The sequence below is a fragment of the Flavobacterium sp. genome, assembly GCF_041911335.1.
GTDB lineage: Bacteria > Bacteroidota > Bacteroidia > Flavobacteriales > Flavobacteriaceae > Flavobacterium.
In genome coordinates, this window is sequence record NZ_JAYRPD010000036.1 from 1 (window position 1) to 19,938 (window position 19,938).

The 19,938-nt window shown below is 33.1% G+C and carries 19 protein-coding genes and 1 tRNA gene; 11 read left to right on the forward strand and 9 right to left on the reverse strand.

Going from position 1 to position 19,938, the window contains the following annotated elements; translation table 11 throughout:
* Window positions 1–307 precede the first annotated feature (307 nt).
* The 4 genes from ACE3PD_RS05165 (at window position 308) to ACE3PD_RS05180 (ending at window position 4,521) form a co-directional block, all read left to right on the forward strand.
* Window positions 308–2,773, forward strand: coding sequence for a DUF5686 and carboxypeptidase regulatory-like domain-containing protein (locus ACE3PD_RS05165; RefSeq protein WP_374400216.1), 2,466 nt, complete (start codon window positions 308–310; stop codon window positions 2,771–2,773).
* A 74-nt stretch (window positions 2,774–2,847) separates the two neighbouring features.
* Window positions 2,848–3,066, forward strand: a complete 219-nt coding sequence (locus ACE3PD_RS05170; RefSeq protein ID WP_026724783.1) for a DUF2281 domain-containing protein — start codon at window positions 2,848–2,850, stop codon at window positions 3,064–3,066.
* 47 nt (window positions 3,067–3,113) lie between these two features.
* Window positions 3,114–3,365 (forward strand): type II toxin-antitoxin system RelE/ParE family toxin, encoded by a 252-nt coding sequence (locus tag ACE3PD_RS05175; RefSeq protein ID WP_374400219.1) that lies wholly within the window; start codon window positions 3,114–3,116, stop codon window positions 3,363–3,365.
* A gap of 409 nt (window positions 3,366–3,774) precedes the next feature.
* Window positions 3,775–4,521 carry a hypothetical protein gene (locus tag ACE3PD_RS05180; protein ID WP_374400221.1) on the forward strand — a complete coding sequence of 249 codons (747 nt, stop codon included), beginning with the start codon at window positions 3,775–3,777 and terminating at the stop codon, window positions 4,519–4,521.
* Between the two features lie 58 nt (window positions 4,522–4,579).
* Here ACE3PD_RS05180 and ACE3PD_RS05185 read toward each other — a convergent pair whose 3' ends face one another.
* The gene (locus tag ACE3PD_RS05185) at window positions 4,580–6,361 is read right to left on the reverse strand and encodes a tetratricopeptide repeat protein (RefSeq protein WP_374400224.1); all 1,782 of its coding nucleotides are present in this window, start codon (window positions 6,359–6,361) and stop codon (window positions 4,580–4,582) included.
* Window positions 6,362–6,691: 330 nt separating this feature from the next.
* On the opposite strand from ACE3PD_RS05185, the gene ACE3PD_RS05190 reads away from it, so the two are divergent.
* From ACE3PD_RS05190 to ACE3PD_RS05200, 3 genes are all read left to right on the forward strand, one after another.
* The gene (locus ACE3PD_RS05190; protein ID WP_374400226.1) at window positions 6,692–9,367 is read left to right on the forward strand and encodes a hypothetical protein; all 2,676 of its coding nucleotides are present in this window, start codon (window positions 6,692–6,694) and stop codon (window positions 9,365–9,367) included.
* Window positions 9,368–9,471: 104 nt separating this feature from the next.
* Complete coding sequence (locus tag ACE3PD_RS05195; RefSeq protein WP_374400229.1) at window positions 9,472–10,458, forward strand: LamG-like jellyroll fold domain-containing protein; 987 nt, start codon at window positions 9,472–9,474, stop codon at window positions 10,456–10,458.
* A 1,014-nt stretch (window positions 10,459–11,472) separates the two neighbouring features.
* Window positions 11,473–11,757, forward strand: a complete 285-nt coding sequence (locus ACE3PD_RS05200) for a hypothetical protein (protein WP_374400231.1) — start codon at window positions 11,473–11,475, stop codon at window positions 11,755–11,757.
* A 115-nt stretch (window positions 11,758–11,872) separates the two neighbouring features.
* Here the strand turns inward: ACE3PD_RS05200 and ACE3PD_RS05205 are convergent, their stop codons facing one another.
* From ACE3PD_RS05205 to ACE3PD_RS05215, 3 genes are all read right to left on the reverse strand, one after another.
* Window positions 11,873–12,145: a type II toxin-antitoxin system YafQ family toxin gene (locus ACE3PD_RS05205; RefSeq protein WP_231843407.1), complete on the reverse strand. Its 273-nt coding sequence runs from the start codon at window positions 12,143–12,145 to the stop codon at window positions 11,873–11,875.
* Window positions 12,145–12,330: a hypothetical protein gene (locus tag ACE3PD_RS05210; protein ID WP_073584122.1), complete on the reverse strand. Its 186-nt coding sequence runs from the start codon at window positions 12,328–12,330 to the stop codon at window positions 12,145–12,147. The genes ACE3PD_RS05205 and ACE3PD_RS05210 overlap by 1 nt, the downstream gene beginning before the upstream one ends.
* A gap of 251 nt (window positions 12,331–12,581) precedes the next feature.
* Window positions 12,582–12,655, reverse strand: a tRNA-Met gene (locus ACE3PD_RS05215).
* Window positions 12,656–12,810: 155 nt separating this feature from the next.
* Between ACE3PD_RS05215 and ACE3PD_RS05220 the strand changes: the two genes are divergently transcribed.
* The gene (locus ACE3PD_RS05220; protein ID WP_374400235.1) at window positions 12,811–13,203 is read left to right on the forward strand and encodes an START-like domain-containing protein; all 393 of its coding nucleotides are present in this window, start codon (window positions 12,811–12,813) and stop codon (window positions 13,201–13,203) included.
* Between the two features lie 51 nt (window positions 13,204–13,254).
* Window positions 13,255–14,097 carry an aminotransferase class IV gene (locus tag ACE3PD_RS05225; RefSeq protein ID WP_374400237.1) on the forward strand — a complete coding sequence of 281 codons (843 nt, stop codon included), beginning with the start codon at window positions 13,255–13,257 and terminating at the stop codon, window positions 14,095–14,097.
* On the opposite strand, the gene ACE3PD_RS05230 is transcribed toward ACE3PD_RS05225, so the two are convergent.
* From ACE3PD_RS05230 to ACE3PD_RS05250, 5 genes are all read right to left on the reverse strand, one after another.
* Entirely contained in the window at window positions 14,086–14,646 is a 561-nt protein-coding gene (locus ACE3PD_RS05230; RefSeq protein WP_374400240.1) for a YqgE/AlgH family protein, read from the reverse strand. The genes ACE3PD_RS05225 and ACE3PD_RS05230 overlap by 12 nt on opposite strands.
* A gap of 124 nt (window positions 14,647–14,770) precedes the next feature.
* Window positions 14,771–15,046, reverse strand: a complete 276-nt coding sequence (locus ACE3PD_RS05235) for an HU family DNA-binding protein (RefSeq protein ID WP_008256752.1) — start codon at window positions 15,044–15,046, stop codon at window positions 14,771–14,773.
* 176 nt (window positions 15,047–15,222) lie between these two features.
* On the reverse strand, window positions 15,223–16,170 hold the full coding sequence (gene fmt / locus ACE3PD_RS05240) for a methionyl-tRNA formyltransferase (protein ID WP_374400242.1): 948 nt from the start codon (window positions 16,168–16,170) through the stop codon (window positions 15,223–15,225).
* Window positions 16,170–18,056: an ATP-dependent DNA helicase RecQ gene (locus tag ACE3PD_RS05245; RefSeq protein WP_374400244.1), complete on the reverse strand. Its 1,887-nt coding sequence runs from the start codon at window positions 18,054–18,056 to the stop codon at window positions 16,170–16,172. The genes fmt and ACE3PD_RS05245 overlap by 1 nt, the downstream gene beginning before the upstream one ends.
* Window positions 18,057–18,094: 38 nt before the next feature.
* Window positions 18,095–18,634 (reverse strand): AAA family ATPase, encoded by a 540-nt coding sequence (locus ACE3PD_RS05250; RefSeq protein WP_374400246.1) that lies wholly within the window; start codon window positions 18,632–18,634, stop codon window positions 18,095–18,097.
* A gap of 303 nt (window positions 18,635–18,937) precedes the next feature.
* Here ACE3PD_RS05250 and ACE3PD_RS05255 point away from each other — a divergent pair, with 303 nt between their 5' ends.
* Window positions 18,938–19,222, forward strand: a complete 285-nt coding sequence (locus ACE3PD_RS05255; protein ID WP_194097364.1) for a DUF493 family protein — start codon at window positions 18,938–18,940, stop codon at window positions 19,220–19,222.
* Window positions 19,223–19,229: 7 nt separating this feature from the next.
* The gene (locus tag ACE3PD_RS05260) at window positions 19,230–19,931 is read left to right on the forward strand and encodes a DUF4290 domain-containing protein (RefSeq protein WP_374400249.1); all 702 of its coding nucleotides are present in this window, start codon (window positions 19,230–19,232) and stop codon (window positions 19,929–19,931) included.
* Window positions 19,932–19,938 lie beyond the last annotated feature (7 nt).

Here is a 19,938-nt window from a genome sequence, read left to right on the forward strand (position 1 = left end):
AAATCAAAAAAAGCTCTGTGAAGCTCTGTGCTAAAAACAAGTGAAACGCCTCGGTGTAGCTCTATAAAGACAAAGAAAATCAAAAAAAGCTCTGTGAAGCTCTGTGCTAAAAACAAGTGAAACGCCTCGGTGTAGCTCTATAAAGACAAAGAAAATCAAAAAAAGCTCTGTGAAGCTCTGTGTAATTAACTAGCTCGCAAAGTCGCTAAGACGCAAATTAAAATAATTTAAAAAAGAAACATCCTAAGCTACAAACTCAGTGTAACGCTAAAATCAAAAAAAGCTCTGTGTAATAAAACCAAACAACATGAAACAACAAATTACCCTACTCCTATTATTCTTAACTTTTATCTCATTTGCTCAAATAAAAGGAACCGTCAAAGATAAAGATGGAAATCCACTTCCTTTTGTAAATATTTATATTGAGAACACCTATATAGGTACCACTTCTAATGAATTAGGGAAGTATGAACTGAATACTACTGAGCAAAAGAATGTCCATTTGATATTTCAGTATTTGGGATTTAAAACTCAAAAGCATGTCTTAAACATTACGAGCTTTCCTTATGAGTTTGATGTTACTTTATATGAAGAAGATTTTCAATTGAAGGAAGTTGTTGTTATGAATGGCGAAAATCCTGCTAATGAAATTATTCGAAATGCGATTAAATCCAAAAAGAAAAATGCTGCCAAAACGGATAAGTTTGAAGCTGATTTTTATTCGAGAGGAATTTTTAAAGCCAAAGATATTCCTAAAAAATTCATGGGTGTTGAAATTGGTGATTTAGAAGGCAACTTAGATTCTACAAGAAGCGGTATTATTTACCAATCGGAAACCGTTTCAAAAATAAAATTTCAAAAACCAAATGATTTAAAAGAAGAAATTATTGCTTCTAAAATTGCTGGAGACGACAATGGTTTTAGTTACAACACGGCATTGAACACTAATTATGATTTTTACGAAAACTATGTTGATTTTGGTATTAACATGGTTTCGCCAATTGCAGACAATGCATTTAACTATTACAGATACAAATTAGAAAGTACTTTTTACGACGATAAAAACCAGTTAATCAATAAGATTTTGGTAACGCCGAAGCGCGATAAAGAGCCCGTTTTTGAAGGTTACTTATATATTGTTGAAGACAGTTGGGCTATTTACGGAATTAATCTAGATATCAAAGGTTATCGCATGCAACAGCCTATTTTAGAAACGATGAAGCTTACACAAAATTTCAGTTATAATAGTGAGAATAAGATTTGGGCTAAAAACATACAATCATTAGATTTTAGTGCTGGAATTTTCGGAATGAAGTTTACAGGTAAGTTTACTCATGTTTTCACAAATTACAACTTTAAGGATGCTTTCGAGAAGAAAACTTTTGGGAAAGAAATTGTCACCTTTGCTGAAAATGCCAATAAAAAAGAAATCTCTTTTTGGGAAGAAAATCGTCCGGTTCCTTTAACTGAAGAGGAAACTAGTAATTATGTAAAGAAAGACAGCATACAAACTATAAGAAAATCACAGGTGTATTTAGATTCGATTGATGCAAAAGGAAATAAGTTTAAGATTTATAAAATTCTTACGGGTTATACGTTTAAAAACACCTTTAAAAATTGGAGTTTTAACTATCAAGGATTAACCAATTTATCATCACTAAGTTACAATACTGTACAAGGTTACAATTTAGATAGTGGTTTTTCATTCAGAAAATGGAATGAAGAAACAGGAAAATTCACTTTAATTTCTTCCACCTTTAATTATGGTTTTGCCGAAGATAGATTGCGTGTAAATGGTCGTTTTTATCACCGATTTAACAATAAAAATAACGCTTACATTAGTTTAAGTGGTGGTAGCGCTATTAGTCAATTCAACCCAAATGAACCGATTAGTAATATAGTGAACTCGGTGGCGACTTTATTCTTTAAAAACAATTACATGAAATTGTATAACAAAGAATATGCTGAGATTAACTACGGTAGAGAAGTTACCAATGGCATTTTTGTTAATGGAAAAGTGTTGTACGAAAACCGTCATGCGTTATTCAATAATACCGATTATACTTTTATTAAAAATGATGATTTGTACTTTTCAAATGATCCGTTGCAACCTTATAATTATACTTCGGTTCCGTTTGAAAAGCATCATATTATGAAAGCGAGTTTAGGTACACGCATTCGTTTTGGTCAAAAATACATTTCACGCCCTAACGGAAAGATTAACATTCAGAACGATAATTATCCTATATTGAGTTTTTACTATGAAAAAGCATTTGGTGCTTCAAATAGTAACTACCATTACGATTTAATTAGTGGAACGATTGATTACAACAAAACTATTGGCAACAAAGGTGATTTTGGACTTCGTTTTAAAGCGGGTAAATTCTTTAATGCCGATAATATTTCGTTTGTAGATTATAAACACTTTAACGGAAATCAAACGCATGTGAACTTATTGAATAATTCTTTGAATGCGTTTAATTTGTTACCTTATTATAGTCATTCAACGAATGACGCGTATTTAGAAACGCATATTGAGCACAATTTCAAAGGCTATATTATGAATAAAATTCCGTTGTTGAACAAATTGCAATGGAATTTAATTGGAGGATTTCATCAATTGAACATTCCAAACATGAAACCGTATCAAGAGTTTACTGTAGGATTTGATAATATCGGTTGGGGTAAATTTAGATTCTTGCGTGTTGATTATGTAAGAAGTTACCAAAATGGTTATCAAGGTGATGGTGTGATGTTTGGGGTGAAGTTTTAAATCTTAAAGTTCCTTAATTAGAGGAAGTTGAATTGAATATTTATTATATTTGTATTCTGTAATTCTAATTTATTATGACAACATCAGCAATCAAACACGTAAATTCCAAACTCAAAAATTTACCTGATGCTTTGGTAGAAGAAGTGGAAAAATACATTGATTTTCTTGCATTTAAGTACTCCCAAGAAAGTCAAGATGTGCCTCAGTGGCACAAAGATGTTGTATTACAACGTATTGAAAATCAAGAACCTCCTGTTGATGCTTTTAAAATGATAGAAGAATTAGAAGGCTAACCATAATTAAGTACCAAATAGTTGCTGACCCAAGAGTTGCCAATGATTTGAAAGAAGCTCGTGATTTCTTAAATTCAAGAAGAAAAGGATTGGGAAGTAAATTTTTAAAAGAATACAAAGTGCTTTTAAAAACCTTACAAAGTAATCCAGATTTCCAAGTAAGATATAAGAACATCCATTGTTTAACACTGAAAACATTCAAGTATATGGTTCATTTTACTATTGATATCCCTAGCAAAACAGTTCACTTATACGCTGTACTTTCAACTCACCAAAATCCTAATAAACATTGGTTGTAAATTATTAAAGACATTTCTAAACGAAATGTCTTTTTTTATTGGTGTACTTTCCACTTTACTTTAATTAGATACTTCTTGTTTTAAATTTAATTTTATCCTTTGAGTATACTACAACAAATTGTAATTGTGGTAATTAAAATTACGTTTCTACGGTTCTCGATACATTTTACCTTTATAAATCTGAGGCTTTATAAAGGTAAAACACTTGAAGTGACGACGGTAGAATTACTTTTTGTAAAACATTAGAAATGTAGTGTTATTCCTTTTAAGTTATGCTTAACGCTACTTAAAGCTTTTATTTTTATTTTGTTTGTATTAATAAATAGTGCTATATTAGTGCTATATCTGTGCTATATCAGTGCTATATATATAAATAAAATTGTGAGTAACTATTTATAATGGATTGTTCATGGGAAAATTAAAAGGGATTATACAGTTAACTGGAAAATTTGATGGTTTATCATTTTATGAGATGAATGGTAAAATAGTAGTACGGAAAACAGGTGGTTTTGATGGCGAGAAAATTAAGAATAATGCTAATTATACTCGTGTTAGAGAAAACAGTTCTGAATTTGCGCATTGTGCTAAAGTGGGGAAATATTTTAGAAGCGCTTTTAGTTCTTGTTTGATGCCGCTACGTATACCTTATGTACACAACCATATTGTAAGTTTGTTTCAAGGGATTTTAAAATTAGATAGGATACAAAAAAGAGGAAATAGAACTGTTAAAAATGGTTTGCTTACCTCTGAAGGTAAAAAGGCACTTTTGGCTTTTGAATTTGATAAAACTCAAAAGTTTAGTCGTTACTTTCCTTTTAAAATGGAGGTTGATTTTACTGCCGGTAGTTTAAAGGTTTTAGATTTTTGCGCTTCTACTCTTATTGCCCCAAAGGGAGCTGACCAAGTACAATTACAATTACATGTTGCAAAATTAGATTTTGAACAATTTACAACACCAATAACTCAGACAAGTTCAATGACTTTAATTAACTTGAATGACGCCACTACATACGATTTAGTTTTATCCTATACCCCCACTCTACAGGATTCGAATATTCCTATAGCTGTATTGGAGGTAGTTTTTTTTCAAAAAGTAAACGGAAGTTTTGTACCACTTAAAGGCGGAGGAATGAAAATTGTGGGGATTGATAGCTAATTCGTTCTACTAGTTTTAGCTTGAGAATTGAAAAAAACACCTCTTTAAAAGAAGGTTTTTAGGTTTTCGTTTTTGTTGTTTCTTTTTGGGTAAAAAGGAGCAGGAGATCTTGATGGCCTCCGAGTTTTTTCTTTAAACGTTGTTTTGCTTTTTTAACGGCATCTGTAGTGATTCCTAGGGATTGAGAAATTTCGATATTGCTAAATCCTAATTTTTGTAAAAAAATAATTCTCTTATTGGAGTCAGTAAGTTCTGGAAAATTGGTTATTAGGTTTTGAGAAAAATCTGGGAATTCTTTTTCAAATTCTCGCTTAAATCTAATCCAATTGCTTTCGGTCATTAGATGTGATTCGAGAAGTGCATGGAGTTTTCCATTTTTCTTTTCTAAGTAAGAAGAGGAGGAAGTTTCAACGGTTTCAATTTCTTTCTTTAGTAGGTTTATTTGAACGTTTTTATTTTTAAGGTATTCCACTTGACTGCTAAGACTTTCATTTGAAGATTTGAATTTTTCTTCCATTTTTCGTTTCTGATCTTCCAGCGCTGCCACTTTAAGTTCATAAACTTTATGGCGTTTTTTATGCTTCTTTTTTTGATAAAAGAATAGCCCTATGGCTCCAAAAACTGATAATCCAATTAGAACCGCCAAAATATTTTTCACAACGATTTCCTTCTGATATTGTGTGTTAGCTTGAGTAATTTTTTGTTGGTATTTGTCTTTTTGTACTTGCCATTTAACTTGTAGAATTTGTTCATCACCATCTGTTGCTTTTAACGAATCTAGTAAGACCATCATGCGTCTGGTAGTGATCAATTCTTGATTGGCATTGGGTATTCTTTTTAGTAATTCGAGTTTTAACTTAATGATTTCCAGTTCTGATTTTCGAAAATAAGATTTCGAAACTGCAATTTTTTCTGCTTCCGTTAGTATTGCTTGTGCATCGGATAAATTATTATTTTTTAAATAAATTCGGGCTAGAGCAATAGAGGCAAACATTTTATTTTTAGACTCTTTTAACCGTTCCGATAAAGCAATGTCTTCTTTTAAAAGTTGTATGGCTTCAGCGTACTTATTTTGTTCTTCATAAACAAGGGCTTTGTTGCCTAATGTTTTAGCATATCGGAGACTATCATTAATTTTTAAGGCGATTAAACCCGATTTATGAAACTGTTTTAGGGCTTCCTGATAACGACGGGTTTTGTATAAATTTATTCCATAATTGTCCAGTATCGCAGCATAATTTACACTGTCTGATTTACAATATTTTAAAGCCCGTTTCAGATAGTAATCCGCTTCTGTATAATCGGAGAGCGTTTGCATGATCCAGCCGATAGTTTTATAGGTTTCTAAAGGATTGATTATTTCTGATTCCTTTGTTTGGCGAATGACTTTCATCAACTCTAACAAAACGGGTTGCATTTCTTGATAGTATCCATAATGATAAAGACGTTTTACATAGTTGAGTCGGGTCCAAATGATCAAATAGTTGTTGTTTGCTTGGTTGGCTTGTTCTATAGATTTTTGATAAAGTGCCTTACTTTTTTTTGAAATATTGTCATAAGCGCTTGCGTAGCCATTGGCTAACAAAGCATTATAAATGGGCAAATGAGATTCTGATTTTATTAGAGGTTGTAGGTATTTTTGTAGCGCAATAGTGTCCTTATCAAAATTTCTTTCCTGTTGAATGAGCTGTGTTGTTATTTGAAAATTGGTTCCATTATTAGGTATCTTAATGGTTTGAGCCTTAAGACTTGTAAAAATGCATACTAAAAGCAAATGAAAAAAATGAGATACATTCATGTGGGTGTTCTGCCTTTGGAGTGCTAAAGTAAGAAATCTCATTTGTTTTTTTATATAAAATGACTTGGATTTGTTATTTAATTTAGGAATAAAAAAAATATAATACGTTTCTATTTAAAAAACTTCAGTTTTGATTTTTTTTCTTAAATAAAAAGAAATGGTCGTTTAAGGTGTTCATTTCCGAAACGTTTTGCATCCATTTATTCATAATTTAAATTAAAACATTAATAATCAATATATTAAAATTTTAATTGTCCCCCATTTGTCCCCCTATCGGCAAGCGGAATTTCTAAACAATTCAGATAATTTTGTGCTAACCTGAAATCTTTTATTTGTAACCAATTATGTAACTCTTGTTGTTAGAAAAAAATTATGAATGTAAAAAAACTATTCTTTGTAGCCTGTCATTTATTCGGAGTGCTTTCCTTTGCACAAGTGGGCATTAACACCACCACTCCGAATGCCCAATTGGATATACGTGCTACCAGTGCAACTGCCCCAACCAACACCGACGGACTTTTAATACCGAAGGTAGATGTTTTTCCAGCCACCAACCCAACCGCTGCCCAACAAGGGATGTTGTTGTACCTAACCACCACTTCAGGAAGCAACGCACCGGGGTTTTATTATTGGGACAATCCTACTACCACATGGATTGGTTTAGGAAAAGATGTAAAAGCGTGGCAATTGAACGGCAATACCGTAAATGCTACCACCGATTTCATGGGTTCTACTAACGATGCTGATGTGATTTTTAAACGCAATAACGTTCGTGCCGGGCGTATCGGTGCCACCAATACTTCGTTTGGGGTTGATGCTTTGAATCCTGCTTCCACAGGTTCTCGAAACACTGCTACTGGAGTTAGTTCATTGTCATCAAATACCTCAGGTACTGATAACACTGCTACTGGAGCTTTATCATTGCGATCTAATACCACAGGTTATCAAAATACTGCTTCTGGAAGTGCTTCATTGTTGTATAATACCACAGGTTATCAAAACACTGCTTCCGGAACTGCTTCATTGTATTCTAATACCACAGGTTATCAAAATACTGCTTCTGGAAGTGCTTCATTGTATTCTAATACCACAGGTTATCTAAATACTGCTTCTGGAAGTGCTTCATTGCGAGCTAATACCACAGGTTCCAATAACACTGCTAGTGGAGTTTTTTCATTGTTTTCTAATACCACAGGTTATCAAAACACTGCTTCCGGAACTTCTTCATTGTATTCTAATACCACAGGTAGTAACAACACCGGCTTAGGCTATAACACCCAAACCGGAACTAATTTAACCAATGCCTCCGCAATAGGTGCCAACGCCTCAGCAACCACCTCCAACAGCTTGGTTTTGGGGAGTATCAATGGCGTAAATGGAGCAACAGCTTCCGCCAATGTAGGTATCGGCACGACAGCACCCAATGCTGCTTTAGAGGTAAAAGCTGTTAACCCTGCGGCTCCTACGAACACCGAGGGCTTATTGATTCCGAGAATAAATGTTTTTCCGGCCACTAACCCAACTGCGGCTCAACAAGGGATGTTAGTGTACTTAACCACCACTGTTGGTAGCAATACTCCCGGTTTTTATTATTGGGATAATCCTACCACTAGCTGGGTGGGCATAGGAGGCAGTGCCTCAGGCAACAATTGGGCGTTAGCGGGCAATACCGTAAATGCTACCACCGATTTCATGGGCTCGACCAACAATGCCGATGTGATTTTTAAACGCAATAACGTTCGTGCCGGGCGTATCGGTGCCAACAATACTTCGTTTGGGGTGTATGCTTTAAATCCTGCTTCCACAGGTTCTCTAAACACTGCTACTGGAGTTAGTTCATTGTCATCAAATACCTCAGGTACTAGTAACACTGCTACTGGAGCTTTATCATTGCGATCTAATACCACAGGGAGTAATAATACTGCTTCCGGAGCTTCTTCATTGAATTTTAATACCACAGGTACTAGTAACACTGCTACTGGAGCTTTATCATTGCGATCTAATACCACAGGGAGTAATAACACTGCTTCCGGAGCTTCTTCATTGAATTTTAATACCACAGGTTTTAATAACACTGCTTCCGGAGCTTCTTCATTGTATTTTAATACCACAGGTTTTAGTAACACTGCTTCCGGAACTTCTTCATTGTATTTTAATACCACAGGTTCTCAAAACACTGCTTCCGGAGCTTATTCATTGCGAGATAATACCACAGGTTATCAAAATACTGCTTCCGGAAATTCTTCATTGTTGTTTAATACCACAGGGAATTTTAACTCTGCTTTTGGAAATACTTCATTACCTTTTAATACCACAGGTATTAGTAACAGTGCTTCCGGAGCTTATTCATTGTATTCTAATACCACAGGGAATAATAACACTGCTTCCGGAACTTCTTCATTGTATGCTAATACCACAGGTTCTCAAAACACTGCTATAGGGTACTATGCCTTTTTTTCAGGAGCAAGTTTTTCAAACTCAACCGCTCTTGGGGCTAATACCGTTATCTCCGACAGCAACCAAGTGCGCTTAGGCAACAATGCCGTAACCAGCATTGGCGGGCAAGTGGATTGGACGACCTTATCCGATTCGCGTTTTAAAACGGAAAATGCTGCAAAAGTGCCGGGTATCGATTTTATCAAGAAACTGCGTCCGGTAACGTATTATGTAAACCACGAGGCAATGAATACCTATTTGAATGTTGGTAAAGAAAATGGAGATCAAAATAATGGTGATAAAGCTCCTTCTTCAGGAAGCAACGCTTATAAACCAACCTACACCAAAACCTTAGAATCCGGTTTCATGGCGCAGGAAGTAGAGCAAGCTGCTAAAGAACTAGGTTACGAATTCAACGGTGTAGATGCGCCTAAAAACGATAAAGATTACTACGGTTTGCGTTACGGTCAATTCGTGGTACCGTTGGTCAAAGCGGTACAGGAGCTCAATGAAAAGTTAGAGCAAAAACAAGCCGAAAACGATCAACTGAAAGCGATGTTGCTGGAACTGGAAAAACGTATCGCTAAACTTGAAAAAAATGCTTCTAATTAAATAATTAAATTTTATCATGTTAAAAAAGTACCTTTTTGTGTTGCCTTTTACTTTGGCAGGATTAGTATCGAATGCTCAGACTATTTTGGAAAATAAAACTGTCAATGCTGTGGCCGGCAACGCATTTGGATTTTGACGGTATTAACGATTATGTGAACTGTGGTAATGCTCCTGCGGTGCAAATTTCAGGGAATGCCATCACATTAGAAGCCAGAGTTAAGTTCAAATCTTTTGCAGGTTCTTTTAATGACGGAAGTATCATTAATAAAGAACAAAACAGTCCTGATTATGGTTACATGTTGCGTGCCGGATCGTCTGGAATTGTGAATTTTAATTTAGGTAATGGTTGGTGGAATGAATTGTCTTCCCCTAGCTATTCGGTAACTACAGGAGTGTGGCATCATATTGCGGCAACTTATGATGGGTCGACCATGAAAATTTATGTAGATGGGGTGTTAGTAGCTTCTCAAGTAAGAGCCAATATTTATTTTAGTAGTACAAACCAAAATCTAATGATTGGCTCTTGGAGTAATATTGGTAGGTATTTAAATGCAGCGGTAGACGAAGTGCGTGTTTGGAATGTGTCTCGTACAGCAGCAGAAATACAGCATTATATGAATTGTGAATTAAGTAATCCGACTTCTCAAACCGGTTTGGTTGCGTATTACCAATTTAACCAAGGCATTGATAGTGCAGATAACACAGCTCTGACTACTTTAGCGGATAGTTCTGCAACGGCATACACAGCAACATTAAATAATTTTACCTTAAACGGAACAACTTCGAACTGGTTGTCTGGCTCAAGTGTGGTAACTGGCAGTACTTGTTCCATTTTAAGTTCGAATGATTTTGCATTCAATTTTGAGAATGTAAAAGTATATCCTAATCCTTCATCTGGTATTTTTCAACTACAAATTCAAGAAGAAGTACAGCTAGAAGTATATGATTTAATGGGGAAAATGGTTTTACAAAAAAACGTACAAGCTGGTGCCGCTTTTTTTGATCTTTCACAATATGCTTCTGGAGTATATATATTGAAGGCTACGAATGTTTTTGGAGATACAATTGTTTCAAAAATAGTGAAAGAATAATTCAATAAACTATTTTAAAATTAGAATTTGAATGTGTTTTTTAAATAGAATGATTTATTCGTTGTCATTGACGATGAGTAAACTTCTCATAAGTATTACTTTAATTAAGTAATCTTATTACCGTTTTTTTTAGTTTTTCTTTGTGACATCGTAAAGGCAGTTACAATTATACTGCTTTTACGCTTGTCTTTTTTTTTGTTTTATTGTTCTTCTAATTGTGTTGACTATGAAGTTTTAAAATCTATTCTTTTCTAAGGATTGATCTTTTAGATGACGCTAGTTTTTTTTATAAATAGAAAGATTCACCTTACTCTAATAATCAACTAGTAATCAATGTGTTGTTTTTTTTGTCCCCTATTTGTCCCCCCTTTGTTTTTCGTTTTTTTAGTTAAAAAAGTAATTTTGACTTTCTTCAATTATTGTTTTAACAAAAGCCAATGTTGTGTTATTTAGATTAAAAACTTAGATTTAATATGGAAAATAAAATAAAATATAGTTTTGCGGTGGTAATTCTTATGGCTTTTGCCTTGGTTGGTATTGTATTAAACGTATATGCCTTACTATTGACATAGAGATTGAAATTTGAATACGATGATAGGCAGTAAATACTTAATGTAATTTCTATAAACCTTCTATATTATCTATTATCATATTTGATAATTAAGACATTAAGTTCTTGTTTTTGAGTTAATTTCACATCAAAATACATTATACCACATCAAATACCCTCTTTAAACTTTGAATAAATAACGAAATACTTTCTTAGCAAAAGTCCAATTTGGTTTTGAGACGTAAATTTTGGATATCTATTTTGTATGTAATTGAAATTTATTTGAGATTAAAAATATTGAACGATAGTCCAGAATAATATCCAAAGTCGTATACATTTTTAGTAAAGCTGTTCACATTGTTTAAATTCGTATGATCACCCACTTGTAAACCATTTGTTATTTATTACCTTATATAGAATCTGCTATGATTTATTGAGAAGGAAAGCCTTATAACATTTGTATTGTGATACCTGACAAAGCCATTTTACAAAAAACGGCTGAAATACTTGACGTAAAAACAGATGTTGACATGTTAATTCATTCTCCTATTGTACAAGAGTTTGTAGCCATTGAGATTAGAAAAAGTCTGAAAGAGAAATATGGAGGTTATGAAATACCAAAGAAATTTATTTTCTTTGACACTCCTTTTACTGTAGAAAATGGTTTTTTAACCCAAACTTTAAAATTAAAAAGACGATTGGCTGTTGAGAAATTTAAAAATCAGATCGATGGTTTATATCAAGGGTAATTTTGATATAAAATTTGAAAAAATACTTACAAGAAGCACTTCGGTTAAATGAAGTGCTTCTTTTATTTAAAAAACACATCATATCCAAAACGAAGCATCAGAATATGTAAAAAAACTAAAACAAATCGCTATGCGTACCTGTATCTAAAAGAAGTAGTATGAGTTCCGTATCGTTTTGTTTCCAAACTAAAAGCCAATCTGGCTTTATGTGACATTCCCAACAATCCTTGTAATTTCCTGATAATTTGTGTGGTTTGTATTTTTGTGGTAGCTTACCTTCTTTTTGAAGTAAATCAATTACTACTTGTAACAAAGACAAATCATAATTTCTCTTTTTACAAAGTTTTAAACTTTTGTCAAATTTGTTGGTTGTAGTTATTGTGTACATTAACCCAATACTTTTTTGAACAAATCCTCGCTATTTTTATATTTTTTCACTTTACCTTTCTTTTCATCTTCAAGCGCTTGATCTAAGCCTGAAACTTTTTTAAAAACTCCAAGTGAAAGAACATAATCTATCGTTTTTTTTGCAATTGGGTTTCTTGCATCGAATTTTAATGTTATTTCTGCCATGATTATATTATTTAAATACAAATATACAAAAATCGTGCTAGTTAAATTAATTCTTTATTAAATGATAAATTATTTAAAAAACACATCATATCCAAAACGAAGTAATGCTAATGCTATTACAATTAAAAAGAATAGGTAATGTTTTAGAGTGTGTTCAAAAAAGTGTTTATTTTTCAAATATCGTAATTTTTTGACATAAAAAAACGGATTAATAAACACTAATCCGTTGATTTTAAAAAAATTAATTTTCGTAGCGAAGACGGGAGTTGAACCCGTGACCTCAGGGTTATGAATCCTGCGCTCTAACCAACTGAGCTACCTCGCCAAATGTTGGTCTCACATCCTTGCTGAATGCGGGTGCAAATATAAAACTAATTCTTTTGTTTGCAAATATTTTTTGACTAAAATAAATTAAAATATTTTTTTTGTTTATTCGATTAATTCTATATATATTTCCAAACTGAAAAATAAAAACGAACTATGAGTGTAAAAGTAAAATACGAATTAGAATTTCCCATACAATCTTCGCCACAATTACTATATCAATATATTTCTACTCCTTCTGGATTATCGGAATGGTTTGCAGATAATGTTAATTCGAGAGGAGAGTTTTTTACTTTTATTTGGGATGATTCCGAAGAAAAAGCAAGATTAGCGTCAAAAAAATCAGGTGAAAGAATTAAATTCAAATGGTTAGATGAAGAGGGTAATGAAACAGATTATTTTTTCGAAATGAAAATAATGGAAGATGAAATCACTAAAGATGTCTCTATCGTAATTTCTGATTTTGCTCATTCAGATGAAATTGAAGAGTCAAAGTTATTGTGGGAAAATCAAATCTCAGACCTAAAACATGTGTTGGGTTCCGTTTAAAAACTCAATAATATCAACTATATTTGTCCCGATTTAAAGTCGGGATTTTTTATGGTAAATTTTAACGGAAATATTCAGGAAAACAGTTCAATTTTGATTGAAAACAATAGAGGATTTTTATTTGGAGATAGCATTTTTGAGACCATCAAAGTATTAGACAATAAAGTGATATTTCTTGAAGATCACTATTTTAGATTGATGGCTTCGATGCGTATTTGTAGAATGGAAATTCCTATGAATTTTACGATGGATTATTTCGAATCTCAAATTTTAAATCTAATTCAATCCTTAAAGAATTCAAATTCTTTTCGCGTTCGTTTTACGGTTTATAGAGATTCGGAAGGATTTTATTTACCAAAATCGAGAAATGTACAATTTATAGTAACGGCATCTTCATTAGATTCGAATTTGTATGTTTTTGGAAAAGAAAACTATGAAGTGGAATTGTACAAGGATTTTTATGTTACCAAACAATTGCTTTCTACTTTAAAAACCAATAATAAAATGCTTCAAATTACTGGAAGTATTTTTGCAAACGAAAACGGTTACGACAACTGCTTGGTTTTAAATGATGAAAAAAATGTAGTGGAGGCATTACAAAGTAATATATTCATGAAAACAGGGAATGTTGTGGTTACTCCACCAGTTTCAGATGGTTGCTTAAACGGAATTATGCGCAAACAAGTACTTGAAATCCTAAAAAAAATGGAAGATATTGAGGTGAAAGAAACTTCAATTTCTCCTTTCGATTTACAAAAAGCAGATGAATTGTTCTTAACGAACGTAATTTCAGGAATTCAACCGATTACCAAATACCGCAAGAAAGAATACTCTACGAATTTCGCCGCAGATGTATTAAAAAGATTAAATGCTAAATCCGCCTTAGTTAAGTAAAGGGTTTTCAGGTGCGTTTGAAAATAAAACATATTCGCCACCTTGTTCTATGATTTTTTCTTTCCAAAATAAGGGACTCGCTTTTGAAAGTAACTTATTTTTAAGCGTATTTTCGGTAACAATCCACGCGTTCTCTTGAAGTTCCATTTCTAGTTGATTAACACCCCATCCGCTGTATCCTAAAAAGAAACGAATCTGATTTTTCGAAATTTTACCCTCATTTATAAGTTGCTTGGTAGTTTCAAAATCGCCTCCCCAATAAATTCCATTAGAAATTTCAACACTATTTGGTATTACATCTGGAATGGTATGAATAAAATATAAATTATCCTGTTCTACCGGACCTCCATTATAAATTTTAAAAGAAGCTTCGATTTCGGGAAGCAAATCATTGATGGTATAGTTCAAAGGTTTGTTTAAGATAAAACCTAAGGAACCTTCATCGTTATGCTCTGCTAATAATACCACAGAGCGATTAAAAGAAACATCGCCTAAAATCGAAGGCTCTGCAATTAGCAAATGACCTTTTTTGGGTAAAGTTGATATCATAATTTCTGTAGTTTATTAACTAAAGTTATTAAAAAAAAAGTAAAGAATCAAAAAAATATCGATAAAGTGCAAAAAAAAGTCCCGAAATACATCGGGACTCTCTTATTTTGATATAAACAAAATATTATTTGTTTACTGCTCCTTCTAATTCAGCACCAGCTTTGAATTTTACTACGTTTTTAGCAGCAATTTTGATAGTTTTACCAGTTTGTGGGTTTCTTCCATCTCTTGCAGCTCTTTTAGATACTGACCAAGAACCAAAACCTACTAAAGATACTCTTCCACCTTTGTTTAAAGTTCCTTCAACATTGCTTAAAAATGATTCTAAAGCTAATTTAGCAGCTGCTTTTGTAATACCAGCAGAAGCTGCCATTGCATCGATTAATTCTGATTTGTTCATGATTAAAGTTATTTATAATTGGTTAAACTTAATTATTTATCACAAATTTAGCGGTATTATTGAGCTATGCAAGTATTCGTCTTATTTTTCGACTAAAATGTTAATAAATTAGACTAAATGTTAATAACATTGTTTGTTTTTTTGAATTTCACGCTCAAATATAGTGTTTTCAAGGCTTACAGCACAATCGCGTTTTCAGTTAGCTTAACACCATTTAATAATTCATGTGCCAACATCCTTTTCTTTCCCGGAAATTGTAAACTTTCTATTTTTAAAACACCATCTTTTACCATCACGAAAATCTCTTTCTTAGTTGTCGTAATTTTTCCAACAGCATCAGTATGTGCTTTTTCTTCAAAATTAGCCAAATAGATTTTAACATTCCATTCGTTTTCACCATCTTTTATAAACGTCCAAGCGGCTGGATAAGGCGATAATCCTCTTATTAAATTAAAAATTGTTTGTCCTGATTGCGACCAATCAATTTTACAATTTTCTTTATTTAATTTATATGCCGTTTTAACATCTGGATTGTTTTCCTGTATTGTTGTTGTGGCTTTTCCGGATTCAATTAATTGTAAAGTTTCTAAAACAGTTTCGCTTCCTAAATGCATCAAACGATCATGTAACTCACCAGCAGTTTCGTTGGCTCCGATTTCCGTTTCTTTACTTAAAATCATCGCACCGGTATCAATTTTATCATCAATAAAGAAAGAAGTAACCCCTGTTTTAGTTTCGCCATTAATGATAGCCCAATTAATAGGAGCAGCCCCACGATATTCTGGTAATAAAGAAGCATGTAAATTGAACGTTCCTAACTTTGGCATTTTCCAAACCACTTCAGGCAACATTCTAAAAGCTACAACTACTTGTAAATTCGCCTCTAAACTTTTTAATTCAGCTAAAAATTCTTCCGATTTTAAATTGGTAGGTTGCAACAAACGCAAGTTTTTTTCTAACGCATATTCTTTAACTGCACTCATGCTTACTTTTTGTCCACGACCTGCTGGTTTGTCGGGTGCGGTGATAACACCAACAATGTCATAGTTGTTTTTGTAAATAGTATCCAAAATCCCAACAGCAAAATCGGGTGTTCCCATGAATACAATTCGTAATTTTTCCATTATATAAGGTAATATTGATTGTTTGAATTGATTTTGATTCGATTGTTCTCTAACAACAATTGAATCGCAAAGATAGTCGCTTCTGAAGAAATGTGAAGTTGGTTTTCAATTTCTCTTGAAGTTAATGGACTTTTTGTTAATAATTGAAGAACCGATTGCGTTATTTCAACAGGCTGGACTTTTTTTTTAGAAGTACAGTGCGAGCAAATACCACAATCCTCTTTCGCAATTTCATCAAAATAGGCTAATAGCATTTTATTTTTGCAAGTATCTTCATTCGTAATATAGTTCACCACGCTTTGAAATTGCTCTTCTTTCAACTGGTTTTGATGTTCTAAAAACTTCGCCACGCGATTAATAGTTAAATCATCTTCTCGAGCTTCGTTAAACGTGATGGAACTGTCATTGTTTTTCGCATGTAAAATGATACACTGGCTTTCGGCTAGTTTATCAATTACTTCTTCTACATGTTTTTCTGATGTGTTTGCTTTTTTGGCAACCAGATGCGGATTAATTGTGGTTTCTACATCAAAAATTCCAGAATAGGTTCTTAATATAGTAGTAATTACAGGTTCGTCATGCGGATGCAAACTGATATAACGAATCACTTCTTTACTAGGAATAATAAATTGCAAACTTATTTTTTCTGTCGATTCACTTTGGAAAGTAATGATTCCTTGACGGTCTAAAAATTGCAAACTATTAAAAGCTTTAATTACTGGAAAATGGTAATGCGCACAAAACTGATTCAAATTGAATGCAAAACTTTCGTTGTAACCTTCTCCGTAAGCAATTTGAAAGTAATTGTTCAATTTGATGTAAATGTCTTTTACGAATTTCTTATCGGGTAAAACATCAATAAATTGAGCTTTGGTGTAAGCAATATCAGAAGGATTGGTAACGATGATTCCAAATGCTTTTTCACCATTTCGACCCGCTCTTCCAGCTTCTTGATAGTAATTTTCTAGATTTTCGGGAAGTTGAATATGAATTACGGTTTTTACATCAGGCTTATCAATTCCCATTCCAAAAGCATTGGTGGCTACCATGACTTGTGATTTATTCTCTAACCACGATTGCATGTTTTTCTCTTTCTCTTTTGTAGGCAAACCACCATGGTAAATTGTTGACGTAAATCCCAATTGATTCAATTGTTGCGAAGTTTCAATACACGATTTACGATTACGGACATAAATAATAGAAGATTGCGGATTTTTTGTTAAAATCTGCTGTATTTTGAAAAGCTTATCTTCGGTTTTTATGACATGATAGGCTAAGTTTTCTCGAGTAAATGACTTTGTAAATACTTTCGGATTAACCAAAGCTAAATTCGTACAAATATCTTCTTGAACTCTCTTATTGGCAGTAGCCGTCAAAGCTAGAAAAGGAGTTGTTGGGAAATGCTCTTTTAAAGCCGAAATTTTCAAATAAGCCGGTCTAAAATCATGACCCCATTGGCTCACACAATGCGCTTCGTCAATAGCGATAAGGTTGATGGGTAATTGTTTCAAACGTTCCACAATCCAATCGTGTTGTAAACGTTCGGGAGAAAGATATAAGAATTTGTAATTTCCGAATTGGCAATTGTCTAAAATATCAATTACATCATCTTGGGAAACGCCACCAGTTAAAGCAATCGCTTTGATATTTTTGCTTTGTAAATTCTGAACTTGGTCTTTCATTAAAGCAATCAAAGGCGAAATCACCAAGCAAATACCATTCAACATCATCGCCGGAATTTGAAAACACACAGATTTTCCTCCTCCTGTTGGTAATAGCGCAAACGTATCATTTCCACTTAAAACCGACTGAATGATTTCTTCTTGAGGTTCCCTAAAACTATCGTGTTTCCAATATTTTTGAAGAATTTGTAAGGCTTCCGACATGTGAATTGGCTTTTAGAAACACTAAATTACAAAAAAAATTATTTAACAAGATGTTTCATAATAAAATCCACACGATTTTCAACCGTATCTTTTGGGACTTCTGTTATAGAGTAACCGTATTTCTTGTAGGTTTCCATCAAATGTTCATGAATTAAAACGGCCTGTTCGTAAGTTTCATAGCGCTCTGCATCACTCACATAGATTTCTTTCCAAGGAGGTAAAACAAAAATGGCTGAATATTTATGATCATGACAAGCTTTATCAAAAAAAGCAGGATAGGAATCACCAATATAATGCATGTAGGCTAAAACATCTGGAATACCTCGGTCTAAAAAAACGATATTCGCTTCTTCATCCAAAGCTTCTTTGTATTGTCTTTTTCTGCCTTCAAGCAGCAATTCACTGAATAAAAGTGGTTTTTCAAGAAACAATTGTTCAATGCCTTGTTCTTGCGCTTCACGAATAACTTCGCGCGAAACCTCAGGGTAACAAGTGTGTCCTTTTTCTTTTAATGCTTCGATTAAGGTGGTTTTTCCAGAGCTTGGACCACCAATTAAAACCACAATTTCTTTATTCATATTGGAAATACTAAGGCGCAAAAGTAAGTTTTTTTCAAAATCTAATCAACTTTAAACCTAGAATCCGTATTGGACTTCGTAGCGAAACTGAATTATTCAATAAAATCAAGAGCTCACGGACTATTTTTAAAGATGTAATACTAATGTATTTTGAATTTAAAAATGGGAGTAAGTTCTTGTTTTTGAAGAAGAATTTAGTTGGAGTAGATTTCTAATGCGGAATCTAGGTTGAAAATTATAAGTTACTACAATACAATTCTAAAGAGAATAAAGTATATTTGCTTTTCCTAATACGAAATGATGATGGATAAGAAAACAGAAGATTTTTACGCAAGATTAAAAGAAGAATTAACAAACTCAACGCTTTGGCCTTCAGAGTATTTGTATAAATTTATTATGCCGTCTGATGTGCATAGTATTGCAAAAGTAGAAGCGGCTTTTAATAATATGGGAGCGGTTATCACAACGCAACAATCGAAAACAGGTAAGTTTACGAGTGTTTCTGTAAGTGTAAATATGCCAAATCCTCAAAGTGTAATTGATAAATACATTGAGGTTTCGGACATTGAAGGCATCATTTCATTATAAAATAAACATGCAAGAAGAAGTAAGTTATTTAGAATATAATTCGCAACGTCCGCATTTGATTATTCCGGAATACGGAAGACATTTGCAGAAATTAATCGATCAAGCTACATCAATAGAAGATCGTGAGGAGCGAAACAAGGCGGCAAAATACATTATTTCGGTGATGGGTTCGTTGAATCCGCATTTACGAGATGTGTTGGATTTCCAGCATAAATTGTGGGATCAGTTGTTTATAATGTCCGATTTTAAATTGGATGTCGATTCGCCTTATCCAATTCCATCAAAAGATATTTTGACTCAAAAGCCAGAACGATTAAAATATCCGCAAAATTTCCCGAAATATCGTTTTTACGGAAATAACATCAAATACATGATTGATGTAGCGAACAGTTGGGAAGAAAGCGAACTCAAAAACGCTTTAGTTCTAGTAATCGCAAATCACATGAAAAAGTGTTATTTGAGTTGGAACAAAGACACGGTAACGGATGAAGTTATTTTCGAGCATTTATTAGAGCTTTCAGGAGGAAAATTAAATCTTTCGAAATCCAATGAAGAACTTTCGAATACACACGATTTAATGAAAGTGAACAAGAAAGTTTCGAATAAAACCCAATTTGGTACAAGTAAACCTGGGATTGTTAAGAAAAACGGTAACAACAAAGGACATATGAATAAAAACAATCAAAATAAAAATACATTTAAAAAATAAGTAGTTG

Bases quoted from the DNA above. Each gene is read 5' to 3' on its own strand.
- fmt (WP_374400242.1), bottom strand. From the start codon at position 16,170: ATGGAAAAATTACGAATTGTATTCATGGGAACACCCGATTTTGCTGTT.
- ACE3PD_RS05260 (WP_374400249.1), top strand. From the start codon at position 19,230: ATGCAAGAAGAAGTAAGTTATTTAGAATATAATTCGCAACGTCCGCAT.
- ACE3PD_RS05170 (WP_026724783.1), top strand. From the start codon at position 2,848: ATGACAACATCAGCAATCAAACACGTAAATTCCAAACTCAAAAATTTA.
- ACE3PD_RS05245 (WP_374400244.1), bottom strand. From the start codon at position 18,056: ATGTCGGAAGCCTTACAAATTCTTCAAAAATATTGGAAACACGATAGT.
- ACE3PD_RS05235 (WP_008256752.1), bottom strand. From the start codon at position 15,046: ATGAACAAATCAGAATTAATCGATGCAATGGCAGCTTCTGCTGGTATT.
- ACE3PD_RS05255 (WP_194097364.1), top strand. From the start codon at position 18,938: ATGGATAAGAAAACAGAAGATTTTTACGCAAGATTAAAAGAAGAATTA.
- ACE3PD_RS05185 (WP_374400224.1), bottom strand. From the start codon at position 6,361: ATGAGATTTCTTACTTTAGCACTCCAAAGGCAGAACACCCACATGAAT.
- ACE3PD_RS05220 (WP_374400235.1), top strand. From the start codon at position 12,811: ATGAGTGTAAAAGTAAAATACGAATTAGAATTTCCCATACAATCTTCG.
- ACE3PD_RS05205 (WP_231843407.1), bottom strand. From the start codon at position 12,145: ATGTACACAATAACTACAACCAACAAATTTGACAAAAGTTTAAAACTT.
- ACE3PD_RS05230 (WP_374400240.1), bottom strand. From the start codon at position 14,646: ATGATATCAACTTTACCCAAAAAAGGTCATTTGCTAATTGCAGAGCCT.
- ACE3PD_RS05180 (WP_374400221.1), top strand. From the start codon at position 3,775: ATGGGAAAATTAAAAGGGATTATACAGTTAACTGGAAAATTTGATGGT.
- ACE3PD_RS05190 (WP_374400226.1), top strand. From the start codon at position 6,692: ATGAATGTAAAAAAACTATTCTTTGTAGCCTGTCATTTATTCGGAGTG.
- ACE3PD_RS05195 (WP_374400229.1), top strand. From the start codon at position 9,472: ATGCTGTGGCCGGCAACGCATTTGGATTTTGACGGTATTAACGATTAT.
- ACE3PD_RS05250 (WP_374400246.1), bottom strand. From the start codon at position 18,634: ATGAATAAAGAAATTGTGGTTTTAATTGGTGGTCCAAGCTCTGGAAAA.
- ACE3PD_RS05210 (WP_073584122.1), bottom strand. From the start codon at position 12,330: ATGGCAGAAATAACATTAAAATTCGATGCAAGAAACCCAATTGCAAAA.
- ACE3PD_RS05225 (WP_374400237.1), top strand. From the start codon at position 13,255: ATGGTAAATTTTAACGGAAATATTCAGGAAAACAGTTCAATTTTGATT.
- ACE3PD_RS05165 (WP_374400216.1), top strand. From the start codon at position 308: ATGAAACAACAAATTACCCTACTCCTATTATTCTTAACTTTTATCTCA.